This window comes from Microbacterium sp. NPDC078814 (assembly GCF_040702645.1).
Classification (GTDB): Bacteria; Actinomycetota; Actinomycetes; order Actinomycetales; family Microbacteriaceae; genus Microbacterium.
The window spans coordinates 534,338-551,923 of record NZ_JBFBLT010000002.1; the positions used below are offsets into that span (position 1 = coordinate 534,338).

Sequence of the window (17,586 nt, forward strand, 5' to 3'; positions counted from 1 at the left end):
AGGAGGGGCTTGACACGGCTGCACGCAGGTCTTTCGCAGTGGGGTCAGGCCGCGGCGGTCTTCGGCTGACGAGCCCAGAGATCCGGACCGAAGACCTCGTACTCGATGCGCTCCGGCGCGATGCCGCGTGCCGTCAGAGCGCTTCGGATCGCCTGCATGAACGGCAGCGGCCCGCACAGGAACACGCGCGCCGTCGGCGGGAGGTCGATGCCGGCGAGATCCATCCGGCCGGAACGCACCGCCGGCCACTCCGCTGCGCCCTCGGTGTACCAGGTCAGGGTGCGGACGTCGTTCAACCGCTGCGCGTGGGCGCGCACGTCCGAGACGAGGGCGTGGGTCTCCGGCTCGCGGTCCACGTGGAACAGGTGCACCGGCCGGTCGGGACGCCGTCGCGCGAGGTCGCCCACCATCGCTGCGACGGGCGTGATGCCGATTCCCGCCGAGATGAGGACCAGCGCATCATCGGAGTCATCGAGGAGCAGGTCCCCGGCAGGCTGGGAGACGTCGAGCACCGTTCCGACGTGGGCGTTCTCGTGCAGCCAGGTCGACACCTGCCCGTCTGGTGCGCCGTCCGCGCCGCGCACGCGCTTCACGGTGACGCGCAGTGAGGCCTCGGGCGTCGACGAGGAGATCGTGTACTGCCGGGGCTGGCGCGTGCCGTCAGGGAGGTCGACGGCGACGGCCACGTACTGCCCGATGCGATGGGGCGCTCGGCGACCGTCCACCGGCTCCAGGCTGAGGGAGATGACGTCGCGAGCCTCCTCCACGCGGTCGACGACCCGGTGCGGTCGCCACGGGTTGTCCGGGTCCGTGCCGGCGTCCGCGTAGAGCCGCGCCTCCTCGGCGATGAGGGAGCAGCCGAAGAGCCAGTACACCTCGTCCCACGCCGCATGCACTGCCGGCGTGATCGCGTCGCCGAGTACGTCATCGACCGCGGCCAGGAGATAGCGGCCCACGATCGTGTACTGGCGCGCCGAGATACCCAAGGAGACGTGGCGGTGGGCGATGCGTCGCATCACCGGGGAGAAGTCCGGCGCGTCCGGATCGATGAGGTGCACCGCGAACGCCACGACGGACGCCGCCAGCGCCTTGGGTTGATCGCCTTGGACCTGATGCGCGCGGTTGAAGACGTTCAACAGCTCAGGATGGGCCTCGAACATCCGCCGGTAGAACAGGGCGGTGATCTCGTCGGCGTGTGCGGCGACGACGCCGGCGGTGGCGCGGACGATGACTTCGGAGTCCGTGGAGAGCTGCATGACTGCCTTTCGGTCGGTGTCCGTTCAGCCTCTCGACGACGAGCGCGCCACGCCGCCGCTGATACCGTGGAAAACGAGGGCGCGGCGCGCGGCCGCCCTTCACCTCACGTAGCCGTACGACTCGACCCGCGGGAACGCGAGCCCATCGCCGTCGCCGGTCCACACGCCGGTGAAGCGCAGCACGACGCTGTCTCCGGCATCGAGCGGCCCGTTCCACGTGACGGCATTCCCCGCGACGGAAGCGCGACCGGAGGTCGCCTCCAGGGCCGACGCTGCCCAGGTCGAGTCGTCGAGGAGGCCGTCCAGGCGGAACGTGAGCGCGCTCTTCGTCGAGTCGACCTCGCCGTTGTTGAGGAACTGCATGGTGTACGTCACGGTGTCCCCCACCTGGGGATCGGTCGGACTCATGTTGAACGTGTACTGGAAGAAGAGACACGCCGCCCCGACGCGCTGCGTGAGAACGCCCGTGCTATGCGTACTCGACGCCGTCGGATCCGCGGGCGTCGACTCGGCGTGAGCGGCGGAAGCGAGCACCGCCCCGCCGAGCGAGAGAGCGGCGGCCACGCCGAGGGTGGCCGAGGTACGGGCGAGGAGCGTCTTGGTCATGAGAGGTGCCTTTCTCCGACGCGCTGCGGCGTCGACGTCGTCGTCGAGGGAGAGCCCCTCGACGACGACAGGACGCTGAACGGCGCGATCGATCACGCGACGACGGTGAAGTCGTTGCGTGATCGATCGGCGTGGCCCCTCCCGGCCCTCAGTCGCCGGTGCGCGAACCCGAGACCCGGTGACGGACGCCGAGCGCCACGACTCCGGCGACCAGCAGCAGCGCTCCCAGGAGGATCGGGCCGGTCGGCCCCTCGGCCCCGGTCAGGGCGAGCTCACCGCCCGGCGTGGGCGGAGGAGTGACCGCGGTCCCGTTGGTGAGCACGACCGCGACCGTCGCGTCTTCGGAGATCGTGAGCGTGGCACCGCCGTCGCCGACGTCGACTCCCGCGCCGGTGAAGCGCGGGCTCTTCCACGTGACGCCCTCCACGGAGCTCGGCGCCTTCTCGCGGAGCGTGACGACCGTTCCCGCCGGCAGATCCGCGAGTCCGTCGCTCTTCCCAGCGCGGAGCGCGAGTTCACCGGTGACGGGCTGTCCCGCGAGCTCGTACGAGTACTCCACCGTGAACGTCTGGTCCGCAGGGACCAGCGACGTCCCCGGGCCCGTGACGTTCTTGGTCACCGTGAAGCCCCCGACCGGCGGCGGCGTGACCGTCGTCGGGTTGGTGAGCGTCACCGCGACCGTCGCCCCCCGTGCGATGGTGACGGTCGCGCCGCCATCGGTGATCGCCACACCGGTGCCGGAGAAGACCGGCGCCTGCCAGGTCACGCCGTCGACGTCCGCCGGCGTGACCTCAGATAGGGTGACGACCGTGCCCACCGGCAGATCCTTCAGGCCATCGGTCTGGCCGGACCGCAGGGCGAGCTCGCCCTCCACCGTCTGTCCGGCACGCTGATAGGAGTAGGCCACCCGGAACTCGCGGTCGTCGGGCACCAGAGCCGCGCCGGCACCGCTGACCTCCTTGGTCACGGTGAATCCGCCGACCGGGAGCACCCCTTCGCCATCGCCCCCGCCCTGGGAGTAGATGACCGGTGTGCTCTCGGTGACCCAGCGGGAACCGGTCACGGTGTTGTGGAACGCATCACCGGGACGGACGTCGGTGGGCAGAGCCGTCTTGTAGCGGAGCACGTAGATCGCGTCGGCGACGATCGGCGCGTTCACTGTCACCGTGAACGACTCGGAGCTGACCTCCGTGACGGTGAAATCGCTGCCCGACTGTAGCCCCGTCGACACGGTGTACTTGCCTCCCGCCCAGTCCTTCGCGAGCACGTACGCCACGGTGACGGACGCGGGATCGAGCACGAGGCCGGCCGTGAACGTGTCGGTGAGCGTCGGAGCCTCCCCGGCCAGCGCGGAGGACGGGATGTTCACGCCCCACGCGATGTTCCGACCGTCGAGCGTCACGTCGCCCCACTTGGTCGGGGTCGTCGGCGCCGGGAACTCCGGGACCGGTCCGATCCCGCCCGGGACGTCGACCGGGACGACGGTTCCGCCGCCCGTGGTGAACGGGATCTCCGTCAGTGTGGTCTCCTCGTCGGCCCTGGCACGGAAGTGCAGTGTGCCGCTGACGTCGGTGTGGCTGTCGACGTAGTCCGTGAGCGTGCACACGAGCTCACCGGTCGACACCTCGCACATTCCGATGGTCTGGCCATCCGGAGCCGTCAGGGCGAAGGAATCCCGCACCCCGGTCAGGCTCGGGCTCGTCGGAAAGGCGAGGCGGAACGTGTCCCCCGCGGTCGCCGTGTCCGGCACTGCCCAGGTCGCTTCGAACGCGATCCGGTCCCAGACCTTGATCTGGTCGGTGGGTTCGGTGATGGTCAACGAGGTGATCCCCGCCACCTCCGCAGCGCGGGCCGTGGCCGGCGTCGCGATGACGGCCGCCAGGGCCGCCAGACAGATCGCGAGCAGAGCACCCACGAACGTCGTCAGGCGCGTTCCCCGCGCGCCCGATCTGATTGCATGCTGAATGACTGGCACTTTCGACTCCCCAGATGATCGATGAACTCGCGCATTTGGCTTCTTCCGCGCGAGTGATGTCCCCAGGAAGGGATGCAGAACGGCGCGTTCTGTTACGCGGTTCGGCCGAACGGGTTTCTCGCGGCACACGCAATATGCCGTGATCCTGCGGAAAACGGCGTCATGAAACGGTCACCTCGTCATCTCTCCCGTGACGGATCGCTTCCCCTTCCGACGCGTCCGTCCGTCTGTAGAGGCATTCGCCGTCTACCTGGTGCCGGGGGCATCGTTGTCTCTCCCCGCTCCCGGCACCTCCTTTCGCAGCGCATCGATGCTCCACCGGTAGCGCTTCAGCCCCGCGAGCAGGATCGCGGCGGCTGTGAAGACGAAGACCGGGTACCGGAACGGCGCAAGCGGTCCGAGGAAGACGAGCATCGTCACCCCGAACGTCGCCGTGAGCAGCGCAGCGACTCCCGCCGCGATCCGGGTCCACAGCCCGACGGCCAGAAGCAGGGCGAGGATGGTCTCCAGAGCCGTCGCCAGCACGGCCGCCGTGTCCACCACCACGTCGACGGGGACAGGGACGAGCTGCGCGGTGTACGCACGGAAGATCGTCCACGAGCCCCACGACACACCATCTGCCCCCGGGCCGCCGAGGACGCCGAAACGGTCGGCGACGGCGAGGGCGAAACTCGCCGCGATCGCGAGACGCAACGCGAACTGCCCCACATCCTCGATCCGACGACGCGTCCCCGCGTTCGGCACACTCGTGGTCGACATGGCTCCTGCTCCGATCCGGAGGCTGACGGGCGTCGAGACCTCCAGAGAAGAGACAGGAGAGCGCCGCGACGATTACGACAGACGAGGCCAGGGAGTAGGGCGGGTCGGACTTGAACCGACGATCGTTGGGTTATGAGCCCACTGCCTTAACCAGCTTGGCCACCGCCCCGTACCGCCCAGCCTAGCGGGGGGAGGTCTCACGCCTCGCTCGCCTGCGTGTGCGTGGCCACGTGTTCCAGGTAGATCGCGGCATTCGCCAGCAGCGCGGCGCGTTCGTCGTCGGAGAGCGCCCTGCGCACCTTCGCCGGCACGCCTGCCACGAGGGAACCCGGCGGCACCTCGGTCCCACCCAGCACGACGGCACCGCCGGCGATCAGGCAGCCCTCTCCGATCACGGCGCCGCTGAGGACGACGGCCCCCATCCCGATGAGAGAGCCGTCACCGATCGTGCAGCCGTGCACGACAGCGTTGTGCCCGATCGACACCCGTGACCCGACGAGGACGGGATGCCCGGCGTCGACGTGGATCGACACGTTGTCCTGCACGTTGCTGCCCGGTCCGATGACGATCGGCGAGGAGTCACCGCGGAGCACCGCGTTGTACCAGATGCTGGCACCGGCTCCGAGAGACACCGCGCCGACGATGCGCGCGCCGTCCGCGACGAAGGCGGTGTCGTCGAGCTCGGGGGTGCGATCCGGGAGGGCGAGGACGGAGGCTCCGGCAGCGATGCTCATGAGGCGAGACTACCCTCACTCCCCCGGAATCACGCGGAAGTGAGTGGAGCCTCAGCTTCCTTGCGGAATGCCTGAGCCTGAGTAACGTTGTACTCGTCAGACAGAGAACTTCATTCGGAGGAGCAAGAAGATGAGCAAGGCCCAGACCGTTTCCACCACCGCCATCGACCCGACTGTGGCCGCCGGTGCGGCGCAGTTCCTCTCCCCCGTCGTCCTCGGCCTCCAGGCGCTGACCGTCAACGGCAAGCAGGCGCACTGGCACGTCCGCGGCGCCAACTTCGTCGGCGTGCACGAGCTGCTCGACACGATCGTCGCCCACGCCGGAGACTTCGCCGACACTGCCGCCGAGCGCATCGTCGCTCTGGGCCTTCCGATCGACGCGCGCGTGAACGCCGTCGCCGAGAAGGCAGGCGCCACCGGCGTTCCGGCCGGCTTCGCGCAGTCGGACGAGCTGATCCGCGCCGTGATCGCCGACATCGACGCGATCCTCGTCGATGTGAAGGCGGCCGTGGAGGGCCTCGACGAGGTCGACCTCACGAGTCAGGACGTGGCGATCGAGATCCAGCGCGGGCTGGAGAAGGACCGCTGGTTCCTCGTGTCGCACATCGCGGCCTGACACCACGTACACGACGAAGGGCGGCTCCCTACGGGGCCGCCCTTCGTCGTGTGCGCGCTGCCTCAGGCGAGGTGCGTGAGGCGACCGCCGAGCAGCGTGGTGGTGACGGGCATCGTCCGGAGCCCCGCCGCGTCAGCGGTGCGAGGATCACTCCCGAGGAGCACGATGTCTGCGCTCTGACCGGGACGGAGCGACGTGCGGACACTCGCTTCGAGGGCCTGATCCAGCGTCACCCGCTCCTCCGGATGCCAGGCGGCCCTGTCGTCGTCGGTCCGCCAGACCGCCGCGGCGATCGCATGCCAGGGGTCGAGCGGCGCGACCGGCGCATCGGAGCCGAAGCGCACCTCCGCACCCGCCGACAGCAGCGAGGCGAGCGGGTAGCCGATCGCGGTCTGCTCCGCCCAGTGGTGCTCGACGAGGTCGCGGTCGTCCACCGCATGCTGGGGTTGGACGCTCGCGCGCACCCCGAGCCGGCCGAATCGGGCGAGGTCGGCGTGCCGCACCAGTTGCGCGTGCTCCATCGACCCCGTGGCACCGGAAGCGCCGAACGCGTCGAGGGCCGCCGTCACGGCGCGATCGCCGATCGCGTGCACGGCGACCTCGATCCCCGCTCCCGCCGCAGTGGTCAGCAGCGCCGTGAGCTCGTCCGGAGGCACCGTCAGCACCCCGAAGTTCGCGGGGTCGCCGGGGTAGGAGTGTGAGCACGCCGCCGTACGGGTGCCGAGCGAGCCGTCGCTGATCACCTTCAACGACCCGACCCGCACGAGGGACACGACAAGCCCGGTCGGATCCGTCACCGCAAGGCGCTCCCCCGTGCGGAGGCCCGCGGCGATCGCCCGATCGAGATCCGCCGGGTAGAACGCGAACTCGACACGGTGCGCGGCGAAGCCCGCGAGGATCCGTCGCGGCCAGGCATCGGCGTTCCACGCCATGTCGAAGTCGACCAGACCGGTCACGCCCCGTGCCGCGGCGGCCGCCCCCGCGCGGATGACCGCCTCATCGCTGTGGGCAGGATCGACGGCATTGAGCCGCCGGGAGATCTCGAACGCGTCCTCCTCGCGGAGCAGACCGTCGTCTCCGCGGAAGCCTTCGCGCGCCAGGGCCGCCGAGTTCAGCCAGACGCTGTGCACGTCCGCATTGATCAGGTAGGTGGGCACGACGCCCGTCTCGGCATCGAGCGCGGCCACGGATGGCCGATCCGGCCACAGCGCGTCCCGGAACCCCGTGCCGATCCGTCGGCCGTCCGGCAGCACGGGCGCGTCGCGCATCAACCTCGCGGCCCCGGCGGCCGAGTCCGCCGCGCCGAGCGGCACGCGCTCCGCGGCGAGTGCCCACTGCACAGTGTGCACATGGTTGTCCCAGAGCCCCGGCACCGCCCAGGCACCGTCGGCCTCGATGACCTCGCCGCGCGCCGGCAGGGCCCCGGTCGGCGCGATGTCGACGATGCGTCCGTCGGCGAGGTGGAGGTCGACCGGCTCATCATCCAGCAGGAACTCCCGCCCCGGACCGACGGGGCGGACGGCACGGACCGTTCCGACCTCGACTCCGAGGGCGCTCACGCCCTTCCACCCGTCCGTGCGTCCTGTGCACGACGCATCTCCGCGGCGAGGGCGGCGTTCGCATACGGCCCTTCGGCATGCAGCGCCGCGATCACCGCCTCGATGGTCTCCGCGGGCTTGTTCTGGCTCAGCTTCCGCTTGGCGACGACCTTCGTCGGGGTGAGGCGGAAGCCGACCGTTCCGGATTCGAGTCTTTCGATGAAGGCCGCGTCGTTCGGACGCTCCCACATCAGGCGCGGGTCGGGCAGCCGCGACTCGAACCGCGCGACCAGGGCATCGAGCACACGGAGGTTCTCCGCGGTGCTGAGGATCTCGGGAACGCCCGACAGGTGCACCGCGGTGTAGTTCCAGGTCGGGACCGCGGGAACGTCGCCGTACCAGCCCGGGGAGACGTACCCGTGCGGCCCCTGGAAGGCGAGCAGGATCTCCCGCTCCCCCAGGCCGTGGATGGCGTCGTCCGGGCGGCCCACGTGCCCCACGACCGTCAGATCATCGCGGTCGTCGTCGAGGAGGACGGCATAGTGCGAGGCGACCAGACCGTCCTCAGGCGCACTCACCACCGTCGCCCACGGGTTGGCGTCGATGACGCGGCGGATCTCGGCCACATCGGCGAGCGTGAAGCTCGGATTCTGTCGCATGGATCCCAGCCTAGAGCGGCGGGAGCCCCGGGGATCCCGCCCTCAGGCCTGACAGCGCGGGCACCAGTACAGCTTGCGGGCGCCGATCTCCTCCAGCGCGATCTCGGTCCCGCAGACCCGGCACGGCAGGCCGGCCCGGTGGTAGACCCAGTGACGATCGTCGCGGCTCGCCATCGCGGCGCGGTACTGCTCGGGAGACAGCCCGTCCATGGTCATCATCTGACCCGTCTCCACGCCGATGGCCAGCAGTCGCACCCAGTCATGCCAGAGCGCCCTGACGACATCCTCCGGGACGTCGCGGCCGGGCGTGTGCGGGTTCAGCCGCTGCCGGTAGAGCATCTCGGCGCGGTACACGTTGCCGATGCCGCTGACGACCGCCTGGTCCATCAGCAGCAGCGCGATCGGGGTCGGCTTCTTCCGCACGGCGCGGACGAACCGCTCCTCGTTCTCCGCCGGATCGCCGACGAGCGGATCGGGACCGAGCTTGGCCACCGTCGCCAGCATCTCCTCGGGAGTCTGCAACACGCAGGCGGTGGGACCGCGCAGGTCGGCCACCGTGATGTCGGTCATGAGGCGCAGCCGCACCTGACCCACCACGGGCGGCGGCCATTCGTCGACCTCGTCGGTCAGCCCCTTGGTCTGCTCGGACATCCGCACGTGGACCCTGGCGCGCCGCGGCGCCCCGATCGAGGCGAGGGAGTTCTCCCCCGCGTCGTCGAGGATCGCCTCGTCGAGAGTGGTGCCGCGCTGATTGGTCTGGCCCATCCTGCCGTTGGCCGACGCGATGGTGGGGTCGACGAGGATCTCCCCCGCGAAATCCCAGGCACCGTAGAGACCGAGATGCACGCGCAGCCAGAGGTCACCCTCCGCCTCGAGGAACATCTGCTTGCCCACGGCCTGCACGCTCACGGCCTGGCGTCCGTCGAGCACCGCGGCGCCCTCGGCGAAGCGTCCCTGCGGGCTGGAGGCGCTCATCGTCTTGCCGACGAAGTTGCGATCGAACTGCCGCGCGATGCGGTGGACGGAATGTCCCTCGGGCATGTCAGGCTCGGGGGTCCGGGAGGAGCGAGCCGTCGCGCTCGAAGTCGGCGATCTGTCCGATGCGCCGGACGTGCCGCTCGTCGCCGGAGAACGGCGTGGCGATGAACCGGTCGATGAACGCCGTGACCTCGTCGTAGGTGTGCTGACGAGCTCCGATGGAGATGACGTTCGCGTCGTTGTGCTCCCGCGCGAGCTCGGCCGTGGAGAGGTTCCAGACGAGCGCTGCGCGGACCCCGGCGACCTTGTTCGCGGCGATCTGCTCGCCGTTGCCCGAGCCCCCGAAGACGACCCCGAGCGCCGGCACCCCTGTCGCCTGATCGACGACGACGGCCTGCGCCGCCCGGATGCAGAAGGCCGGGTAGTCGTCGAGCGCGTCGTACTCCACCGGACCGTGGTCGATCACCTCGTGCCCCGCGGCGCGGAGATGCTCCTGCAGCTGGGTCGAGAACTCGAGTCCGGCGTGATCGGTGGCGATGTGGATGCGCATGGTCTCCATCCTAGGATCCGCTCTGCCCGCGACTCAGGGGGCGATGCCGGCAGCCGCGGGCTTGAACCCCGCGCGCACGTTCTCGCAGCACCCGGGACGGCAGACGTCGAACGCGCCGGGCAGATCGGTGACGTGCGGACGCTCCGCGTTCGGGCGACCCTGCAGGCGCTCCTCGATGAGGTCGACGATGCCCTCGACGAAAGCCTCGCGGACACCGGGCGTCGGCGTGCGGACGAAGGCGAGGCCCGCCTCCTCCGCGGCCTCGGCGGCCTCGGTGTCGAGATCCCAGAGGACCTCCATGTGATCGCTCATGAAGCCGACGGGGACCACGATGACCGCCTTGCGACCGCGCGCCGGGAGCTCCGCGATCACGTCGCAGACGTCGGGCTCCAGCCAGGGCTGCGACGCGGGGCCGGAACGCGACTGGTAGACCAGCTCCCAGGGCACGTCGGCGGCTCCCGGGACGGCGGCCCGCACCTGCTCCATCGTCCATTCCGACACGGCGAGGTGCTGGGCGGCGTAGGCCCCGCCCTCGCCCCAGTCGATGTCGCGGGCGCCGGAGCGCTCGGCGTCGGCGGTCGGGATGCTGTGCGTGGAGAAGAGGACCTGGATCTCGGTCGGCGCGAACCCCTGGTCGAGGTAGCCCTGCACCGACTCCCGCACGCCCGCCTCGAAGGCCTCGACGAAGCCGGGGTGGTCGTAGAAGGGACGGATCTTGTCGATGGTGACCGTCTCGCCGAGGCCGGTGTCGGTGAGCACGCGGGCGAAGTCCTCGCGGTACTGGCGGCAACTGGAGAACGAACTGTAGGCGCTCGTTGCGAAGGCGAGGAGGGTGGTGTGGCCGTTGGCCGACGCCTCGGGGAGCACGTCCTCGAGGTACGGACCCCAGTTGCGGTTGCCCCAGTACACCGGGAGGTCGATCCCCCGGGCCACGAGCGCCTTCTCCAGCGCCTCCTTGAGCACGCGGTTCTGGCCGTTGATCGGGCTCACGCCGCCGAAGTGACGGTAGTGGTGCGCGACCTCCTCCAGCCGCTCGTCCGGGATGCCCCGACCACGCGTCACGTTCCGGAGGAAGGGGATCACGTCCTCCTGGCCCTCCGGGCCGCCGAAGCTCGCCAAGAGGATGGCGTCGTAGGCGACGGGCGTGGTCGCATAGGGGTCGCCGCCGGCAGCGGCGGGCGAGGCAAAGGGAACGACATTCGGCTCGATCGCGGTCACCCCTCCATCTTCCCATCTCCGCGGACGACGAGCGTCCGCACGACCGTGACTATCCCCGGTTCGTGAGGATCGACGGCGCGCGCGTCGCTCTGGCGTAGGCTGTCATGGTTGCCGTCGGCGCCAACTGCGCCGACCCCCGGTTACATCCCCTCACCCCTGGGAGTACAGCTTTGCCTGGAGAGAACCTCACCCGAATCGAAGCGCAGGAGCGCCGCGACGTCGTCGACACGCACTCCTATGAGGTCGCCCTCGATCTGACCAAGGGCGCCGAGGTCTTCGGCTCCCGGAGCGTCGTGCGCTTCTCCGCGTCCCCCGACAGCTTCACCTTCATCGACCTCATCGCCCGCGACGTGCGCGAGATCTCGCTCAACGGAGAGCAGCTCGACCCGCGCGAGGTCTTCGCCGACTCCCGGATCGCACTCGCCGGGCTGCAGGAGGAGAACGTCCTCGTCGTCGACGCCGACTGCCTGTACACCAACACCGGCGAGGGCCTGCACCGCTTCATCGACCCGGTGGACGGCGAGGTGTACCTCTACTCGCAGTTCGAGGTGCCCGACTCCCGTCGCGTGTTCGCCGTCTTCGAGCAGCCCGACCTCAAGGCCACCTTCCAGTTCACGGTGACCGCCCCCGCGGAGTGGAAGGTCGTCTCCAACTCCCCCACCCCGGAGCCCATCGTCCACGACGACGGGGTCTCGGCCACCTGGGGCTTCGAGCCCACGCCCCGGATCTCCTCCTACATCACGGCCCTCGTCGCCGGACCGTACGAGGCCACCTTCTCGGAGCTCACCAGCGCCTCGGGCCGCGTGATCCCGCTCGGCGTCTACGGACGCAAGAGCCTCTGGCAGCACCTGGACGCCGACTACATCTTCGACAAGACCCGTGAGGGCTTCGCCTACTTCGAGTCGAAGTTCGGCGTGCCGTACCCGTTCGCCAAGTACGACCAGCTCTTCGTGCCCGAGTTCAACGCCGGCGCGATGGAGAACGCGGGAGCGGTGACGTTCACCGAGACGTATGTCTTCCGCAGCAAGGTGACCGACGCCGTCAAGGAGCGTCGCGTCGTGACGATCCTGCACGAGCTCGCCCACATGTGGTTCGGCGATCTCGTCACCATGAAGTGGTGGAACGACCTCTGGCTCAACGAGTCGTTCGCGGAGTGGGCGTCCACCATCGCAACGGCCGAGGCGACCGAGTGGACCGAGGCCTGGACCACCTTCAACGCGATGGAGAAGACCTGGGCCTACCGCCAGGACCAGCTCCCCTCCACGCACCCGATCGTCGCCGAGATCAACGACCTCGAGGACGTGCAGGTCAACTTCGACGGCATCACCTACGCCAAGGGCGGCTCGGTCCTCAAGCAGCTCGCCGCGTGGGTCGGCGTCGAGGCGTTCTTCGCCGGTGTCTCGCAGTACTTCCAGAAGCACTCCTGGGGCAACACCGAGCTCAGCGACCTCCTGACGGAGCTGGAGGCCACGAGCGGCCGCGATCTCGGCACCTGGTCGAAGAAGTGGCTGGAGACGGCCGGTGTGAACACCCTCGAGCCCGTCGTGGCCGAGGACGACAACGGCAGGATCTCGCGCTTCGCCATCACCCAGACGGCTCCGGCCGACTACCCGACCATCCGTCCGCACCGTCTCGGCATCGGCTTCTACTCGCTGCAGGACGGCGCGCTCACGCGCACCCATCACATCGAGGTCGACGTGGACGGCGACCGCACCGAGGTCCCCGAGCTCCAGGGCCTCGACCGTCCCGACCTCATCCTCCTCAACGACGACGACCTCGCGTACGCGAAGATCCGTCTCGACGAGAAGTCGCTCGCGACCGCGATCGCCCACCTCGCCGACATCCACGATCCCCTCGCCCGCTCGCTCGTCTGGGGAGCAGCCTGGGACCAGACCCGCGACGCGGAGACGGCGGCGTCCGACTACATCGACCTCGTTCTCGGCAACATCGGCCGGGAGACCGAGTCCACCACGGTCCGCACCACCCTCGCCCAGCTGCGCACGGCCGCGACCCTGTACGTCGTTCCGGCGGAGCGCGAAGCGGCACGGCTGAAGGTGGCGGATGGCCTCTGGGCACTCGCCGAGTCGGCGGAGGCCGGCAGCGACAGCCAGCTCCAGTTCGTCACCGCCTTCGCGAACAACCTGGTGACGCCGGAGCACGCCGGCATCGTCGGGCGTCTGCGCTCGGGTGAGGAGACTCTCCCCGGGCTCGACGTGGACGCCGACCTGAGCTGGCAGCTGCTCGTCGGCCTCGCGACGATCGGTGCGACCGACGCCGGGGCCATCGACGCCGCGCTCGCCGCCGACAACACCGCGAAGGGTGCGGAGTTCGCCGCGCAGGCGCGCGCCGCTCTTCCGGACGCGGCCGCGAAGCAGGAGGCCTGGGATGCGCTGATCGCGCGCGACGACGCCCCGAACACCATTGTCCGCTCGGCGGCGCTCGGCTTCGTCCACCCGGCGGGTGCGGAGGTGCTGGGCGCCTTCGTGCCGCAGTACTTCGACATGCTCCTGCCGGTGTGGGAGTCGCGGACCTACCAGATCGCGCAGTACCTGATCGTCGGACTCTTTCCCACCGCTCTCGCCGACGTCGCGCTGCGCGACGCGACGCGGGGCTGGCTCTCCGAGCACCAGGACGCGCCGCCCGCTCTGCGCCGTCTCGTGCTGGAGAACCTCGCGGACGTGGAGCGCGCCCTCGCCGCGCAGTCCCGCGACGCCGAGGACTGACCCTCCACCGCCGACACCGACACGGGCCTCTGCCGCCGCTCTTCCAGCCGGCGCAGAGGCCCTCTCGGTACCATCGAGACGATGCTGATTTCCGCTGAGACGACCCCCACGCCGACGCCGACCGAGCTCCCCCCATGGGTGGAGGACATGCTCACGCTGCTGACCACGGTCGGCGGCAAGCTCCTGCAGATCGCCCTGATCATCGGCGCCTGCGTCCTCATCGCGCTCGTACTGCGCCGGGTGATCAGGCGGGTCGTGCACCGCATCGTCGACACCGCCAAGAACAAGGCCGCCGTCGACGACACCCAGGCACTCGAACGCTCCCCGCTGGCCGACATGCGACTGGTCCAGCGCACACGCACACTCGGCACCATCCTGCAGAACATCGTCAACGTGATGCTCGTGATCATCGCGATCATCCTCATCGTCAACGCGATCGACAATGCTCTCCTCGGATCGCTCACCCTTCTCACGGCGGCGGTCGGTGCCGGCCTCGGTTTCGGTGCCCAGAACATCGTCAAAGACGTGCTGAACGGCATCTTCCTCGTCGCCGAGGACCAGATCGGCATCGGCGACGTCGTCGACCTCGGGCTGGCGAGCGGCGTCGTCGAGTACGTCAGTGTGCGCGTGACCCAGGTGCGGGACGTGAACGGGACCCTCTGGTACGTGCGCAACGGCGAAGTGACCCGGATCGGGAACATGTCGCAGGGCTGGGCGCGCGCGATCGTCGACATCGGTGTGGCACCCGATTCCGACCTCGAACAGGTCGAGCACATCCTGCTGGAGACGGCGCAGGGCCTGGCGAAGGACCCGAAGTGGCGCACCCGCATCGTGGAGAAGCCGGAGCTGTGGGGCCTGGAGTCGGTGGACGGCGACGCCCTCGTGGTGCGCGCCGTCATCAAGACCAGAGCGAACGCGCGAGACGACGTGGCGCAGGAGCTCCGACGTCGCCTTCGAGCCGCTCTGCTGGAGAAGGAGATCGACGTGCCACGTCTCGCGGACGTCGTGCCCACCGGATTGGAGGGTGCGCGCCGCGTCCGGGGCGCCAACCCGCCGAAGACGCGCCCCAACGCCGTCACCGGGGTGCCCGTCATCCCGGATCGCGGCATCTGGCGGCGCAAGAAGAACACCGGCGGCGACGGGAGTGCAGACAAGTGACGTTCTACGACGAGGTCGGTGGGCGCGAGACGTTCGCGAAGATCGTCTCGGTGTTCTATCGCGAGGTGGCCCTCGACCCCGTGCTCAAGCCGATGTACCCGGAGGAGGACCTCGGTCCGGCCGAGGAGCGCCTGCTCCTGTTCCTCGAGCAGTACTGGGGCGGCCCGAGCACCTACGGCGAGACCCGCGGCCATCCCCGCCTGCGGATGCGTCACATGCCCTTCCGGGTCGACCCCGACGCCCGCGATCGTTGGCTTCGTCATATGCGCACGGCCGTGGACGAGGCGCAGTTGTCCCCGTTGCACGAAACCACTCTCTGGGACTACCTGGAGCGCGCCGCCTATGCCATGGTGAACACATTCGAGCCGTCCGGCATCGGCACGGCACCCCAGGGGCGCACGACCCTGGAGACCCGCTCCCGTCAGGAATCAACGGAGACCCCATGACGACCACACCCCCGACCGCAGACGTCCTGGTGATCGGTTGGGGGTTGGCCGGTCTCGTCGCCGCCGCGGAAGCCCTCGAGGCCGGACGTCGGGTCGTCATCGTGGACCAGGAACCGCGGACGAACCTGGGCGGGCAGGCGTGGTGGTCCTTCGGCGGGCTGTTCCTCGTGGATTCTCCGGAACAGCGCCGCCTCGGCATCACCGACTCGCTCGAGCTCGCGACCCAGGACTGGTTCGGCACCGCCGGATTCGACCGCCCCGAGGACGAGTGGCCCCGGCGCTGGGCAGAGGCCTATCTGCAGTTCGCGGCCGGTGAGAAGCGCTCGTGGCTCCGCGCCCGCGGCGTCGGCTTCTTCCCGGTGGTCGGCTGGGCCGAGCGGGGCGGCTACGGCGCCCTCGGTCCGGGGAACTCGGTCCCTCGCTTCCACATCACCTGGGGCACCGGGCCGGGGATCGTCGCCCCGTTCGCGGCCGCCGTCGAGCAGGGAGAGCGCGAGGGACGGCTCACCGTCCTCGCCCGACACCGCGTCGAGGAACTCGTCCTCACCGGCGGGCGCGTGACCGGTGCCCGCGGGAGCGTGCTGGCGTCGGACGGTGCCGCCCGGGGCGTCCCCTCGTCCCGAGACGTGATCGGCGCGTTCGAGATCGACGCGACGGCGACGATCGTGGCCTCCGGTGGCATCGGCGGAAACCATGACCTCGTCCGCGCGGCCTGGCCCTCGCGCCTCGGCACTCCCCCGGCGCACATGCTCTCCGGCGTGCCCGCCTATGTCGACGGCTCGATGCAGAGCGTGAGCGCCGCCGCCGGCGCCCGCCTCATCAACGGCGACCGGATGTGGCACTACGTGGAAGGCATCACCAACTGGGACCCGGTGTGGCCGCAGCACGGCATCCGCATCCTGCCCGGGCCTTCGTCGCTGTGGCTCGACGCGACCGGACACCGGCTCCCCGTTCCGCTCTTCCCCGGCTTCGACACCCTCGGCACGCTCGAGCACCTGCGGCGGACGGGCCACGACCACTCCTGGTTCGTGACCTCGCGGCAGATCGTGGAGAAGGAGTTCGCGCTGTCCGGCAGCGAGCAGAACCCGGATCTCACCGGCAAGGACGTGGCCCTGCTCCTCAAGTCCCGCCTCGCGAAAGGGCCGACCGGACCCGTGCAGTCGTTCCTCGACGAGGGCGAGGACTTCATCGTCGAGAACGACCTGGAGTCCTTGCTGGAGCAGATGGCGGCCCACCCCGGGGGCGAGCTCCTGGACATCGAGGCCGTGCGCCGCGAGGTGGTCGCCCGGGACCGGGAGATGGCCAACGACTTCAGCAAGGACCCGCAGATCGGCATGCTGCGCTCGATGCGGGCCTATCGCGGGGACAAGCTCATCCGCACCGCGGCCCCGCATCGGCTCCAGGACCCCGCCGCCGGGCCGCTGATCGCGGTCAAGCTTCACGTGCTCACCAGGAAGTCCCTCGGGGGGATCAACACGGATCTCGACGGTCGCGCCCTGGAAGGAAGCGGCGCGCCGATTCCGGGTCTCTTCGCCGCGGGCGAGGCCAGCGGCTTCGGCGGCGGTGGCGCGCACGGCTACCGAGCCCTGGAGGGCACGTTCCTCGGCGGGTGCCTGTTCTCCGGCCGTCAGGCCGGACGCGCAGCGGCTGCCCTCGGCTGATCCGGAGCTGCCCGCCGGTCCCGTGGTCCCGTCAGGCGCGGGTGCCGGTGGCTCGCACGCCGGTCAGCCCGGAGGCCACGGGACCGCGGGCGAGCACGTGGCCGCGGCGGAACGCGAGCCGCGTCCAACGACCGGAACGCGTCACGGGCACGTCCTCTTCGCCGGAGATGAAGCCGAGCGCGTCGGCCGCGAAAGCGACGCCGCGCGGCAGGCCGCCGAGGTCGTCGTCCGGCTCGCCCCAGATCGCCGCGCGGAGCGCACGCACCGCCTCTTCGCCGGATCCCGGTCCCGCGCCGTGCGCGACCGCGGAGATGCCCCACTGCGCGCGCTGCGCGATGACGGAGGCGGGAAGGGTCGACTCCAGCGCCCACCCCTGTCGTGGGGGCGCGACACCGGCCCACGCGGGCGAGAGAGCGGTCTCCGGCAGAGCGAGGCGCTGCGGGTCGTCCGTCGACCTCAGGGCGTCGATCACGAGGTCGCACTCGAGTTCCGGGTCGGCACGGACGATGCGCATGGCAAGGATCGTCGGCGTCTGATCGAAGAGCCCCTGAGGCGCGAGGACCGCCGTGGTGAGCGCCAGGACGCCCTGATGAGCCTGGAGACGCACACCCTCGTCGGACACCCGGGCCGCGCGGCCCGTGAACGTGAGGACATCCTTCGCCGTGTCCGGATCGGCGAGCAGGAGCTGAGGGGTCACGCGTTCTAAACT

At 70.1% G+C, this 17,586-nt stretch carries 16 protein-coding genes, 1 tRNA gene and 1 pseudogene; 5 read left to right on the forward strand and 13 right to left on the reverse strand.

The window, feature by feature from the left end; translation table 11 throughout:
* Positions 1 to 44 precede the first annotated feature (44 nt).
* From AB0300_RS05870 to AB0300_RS05900, 7 genes and pseudogenes are all read right to left on the reverse strand, one after another.
* Positions 45 to 896 (reverse strand): FAD-binding oxidoreductase, encoded by an 852-nt coding sequence (locus AB0300_RS05870; protein WP_366215663.1) that lies wholly within the window; start codon positions 894 to 896, stop codon positions 45 to 47.
* Positions 882 to 1,259: pseudogene (locus AB0300_RS05875) on the reverse strand (globin domain-containing protein); the annotation flags it as partial. The gene AB0300_RS05870 and the pseudogene AB0300_RS05875, both read right to left, overlap by 15 nt.
* A 96-nt stretch (positions 1,260 to 1,355) precedes the next feature.
* Positions 1,356 to 1,958 (reverse strand): hypothetical protein, encoded by a 603-nt coding sequence (locus tag AB0300_RS05880; protein ID WP_366215631.1) that lies wholly within the window; start codon positions 1,956 to 1,958, stop codon positions 1,356 to 1,358.
* A 52-nt stretch (positions 1,959 to 2,010) separates the two neighbouring features.
* Positions 2,011 to 3,777: a DUF5979 domain-containing protein gene (locus AB0300_RS05885; protein ID WP_366215632.1), complete on the reverse strand. Its 1,767-nt coding sequence runs from the start codon at positions 3,775 to 3,777 to the stop codon at positions 2,011 to 2,013.
* Positions 3,778 to 4,083: 306 nt separating this feature from the next.
* A complete protein-coding gene (locus AB0300_RS05890; protein ID WP_126893238.1) occupies positions 4,084 to 4,596 on the reverse strand; it encodes a DoxX family membrane protein in 513 nt (170 codons plus the stop codon).
* 95 nt (positions 4,597 to 4,691) lie between these two features.
* A tRNA-Ile gene (locus AB0300_RS05895) sits at positions 4,692 to 4,765 on the reverse strand.
* Between the two features lie 28 nt (positions 4,766 to 4,793).
* On the reverse strand, positions 4,794 to 5,330 hold the full coding sequence (locus AB0300_RS05900) for a gamma carbonic anhydrase family protein (protein ID WP_025103405.1): 537 nt from the start codon (positions 5,328 to 5,330) through the stop codon (positions 4,794 to 4,796).
* A gap of 130 nt (positions 5,331 to 5,460) precedes the next feature.
* On the opposite strand from AB0300_RS05900, the gene AB0300_RS05905 reads away from it, so the two are divergent.
* Positions 5,461 to 5,946, forward strand: coding sequence for a DNA starvation/stationary phase protection protein (locus tag AB0300_RS05905; RefSeq protein ID WP_025103404.1), 486 nt, complete (start codon positions 5,461 to 5,463; stop codon positions 5,944 to 5,946).
* A 62-nt stretch (positions 5,947 to 6,008) separates the two neighbouring features.
* Here AB0300_RS05905 and AB0300_RS05910 read toward each other — a convergent pair whose 3' ends face one another.
* From AB0300_RS05910 to AB0300_RS05930, 5 genes are read right to left on the reverse strand one after another with little or no spacing between them, the layout of a single operon-like run.
* Positions 6,009 to 7,505, reverse strand: coding sequence for an amidohydrolase family protein (locus tag AB0300_RS05910; protein WP_366215633.1), 1,497 nt, complete (start codon positions 7,503 to 7,505; stop codon positions 6,009 to 6,011).
* Positions 7,502 to 8,143: an FMN-binding negative transcriptional regulator gene (locus AB0300_RS05915; protein ID WP_025103402.1), complete on the reverse strand. Its 642-nt coding sequence runs from the start codon at positions 8,141 to 8,143 to the stop codon at positions 7,502 to 7,504. The genes AB0300_RS05910 and AB0300_RS05915 overlap by 4 nt, the downstream gene beginning before the upstream one ends.
* Positions 8,144 to 8,185: 42 nt before the next feature.
* Positions 8,186 to 9,184, reverse strand: coding sequence for a DNA-formamidopyrimidine glycosylase family protein (locus tag AB0300_RS05920; RefSeq protein ID WP_025103401.1), 999 nt, complete (start codon positions 9,182 to 9,184; stop codon positions 8,186 to 8,188).
* A gap of 1 nt (position 9,185) precedes the next feature.
* A complete protein-coding gene (locus tag AB0300_RS05925; RefSeq protein WP_025103400.1) occupies positions 9,186 to 9,671 on the reverse strand; it encodes a ribose-5-phosphate isomerase in 486 nt (161 codons plus the stop codon).
* A 33-nt stretch (positions 9,672 to 9,704) separates the two neighbouring features.
* The gene (locus AB0300_RS05930; RefSeq protein WP_366215634.1) at positions 9,705 to 10,889 is read right to left on the reverse strand and encodes a ferrochelatase; all 1,185 of its coding nucleotides are present in this window, start codon (positions 10,887 to 10,889) and stop codon (positions 9,705 to 9,707) included.
* Positions 10,890 to 11,059: 170 nt separating this feature from the next.
* Here AB0300_RS05930 and pepN point away from each other — a divergent pair, with 170 nt between their 5' ends.
* The 4 genes from pepN to AB0300_RS05950 all read left to right on the forward strand — a co-directional run bounded on the left by pepN (position 11,060) and on the right by AB0300_RS05950 (position 16,877).
* Positions 11,060 to 13,612: an aminopeptidase N gene (pepN, locus tag AB0300_RS05935; protein WP_366215635.1), complete on the forward strand. Its 2,553-nt coding sequence runs from the start codon at positions 11,060 to 11,062 to the stop codon at positions 13,610 to 13,612.
* A gap of 81 nt (positions 13,613 to 13,693) precedes the next feature.
* Positions 13,694 to 14,770, forward strand: a complete 1,077-nt coding sequence (locus AB0300_RS05940) for a mechanosensitive ion channel domain-containing protein (protein ID WP_025103397.1) — start codon at positions 13,694 to 13,696, stop codon at positions 14,768 to 14,770.
* Entirely contained in the window at positions 14,767 to 15,216 is a 450-nt protein-coding gene (locus tag AB0300_RS05945) for a globin (RefSeq protein WP_025103396.1), read from the forward strand. Before AB0300_RS05940 ends, AB0300_RS05945 begins: the two co-directional genes overlap by 4 nt.
* Positions 15,213 to 16,877 (forward strand): FAD-binding dehydrogenase, encoded by a 1,665-nt coding sequence (locus AB0300_RS05950; protein WP_366215636.1) that lies wholly within the window; start codon positions 15,213 to 15,215, stop codon positions 16,875 to 16,877. The genes AB0300_RS05945 and AB0300_RS05950 overlap by 4 nt, the downstream gene beginning before the upstream one ends.
* A 31-nt stretch (positions 16,878 to 16,908) precedes the next feature.
* On the opposite strand, the gene AB0300_RS05955 is transcribed toward AB0300_RS05950, so the two are convergent.
* Positions 16,909 to 17,574 carry a hypothetical protein gene (locus AB0300_RS05955; protein WP_136052827.1) on the reverse strand — a complete coding sequence of 222 codons (666 nt, stop codon included), beginning with the start codon at positions 17,572 to 17,574 and terminating at the stop codon, positions 16,909 to 16,911.
* Positions 17,575 to 17,586 lie beyond the last annotated feature (12 nt).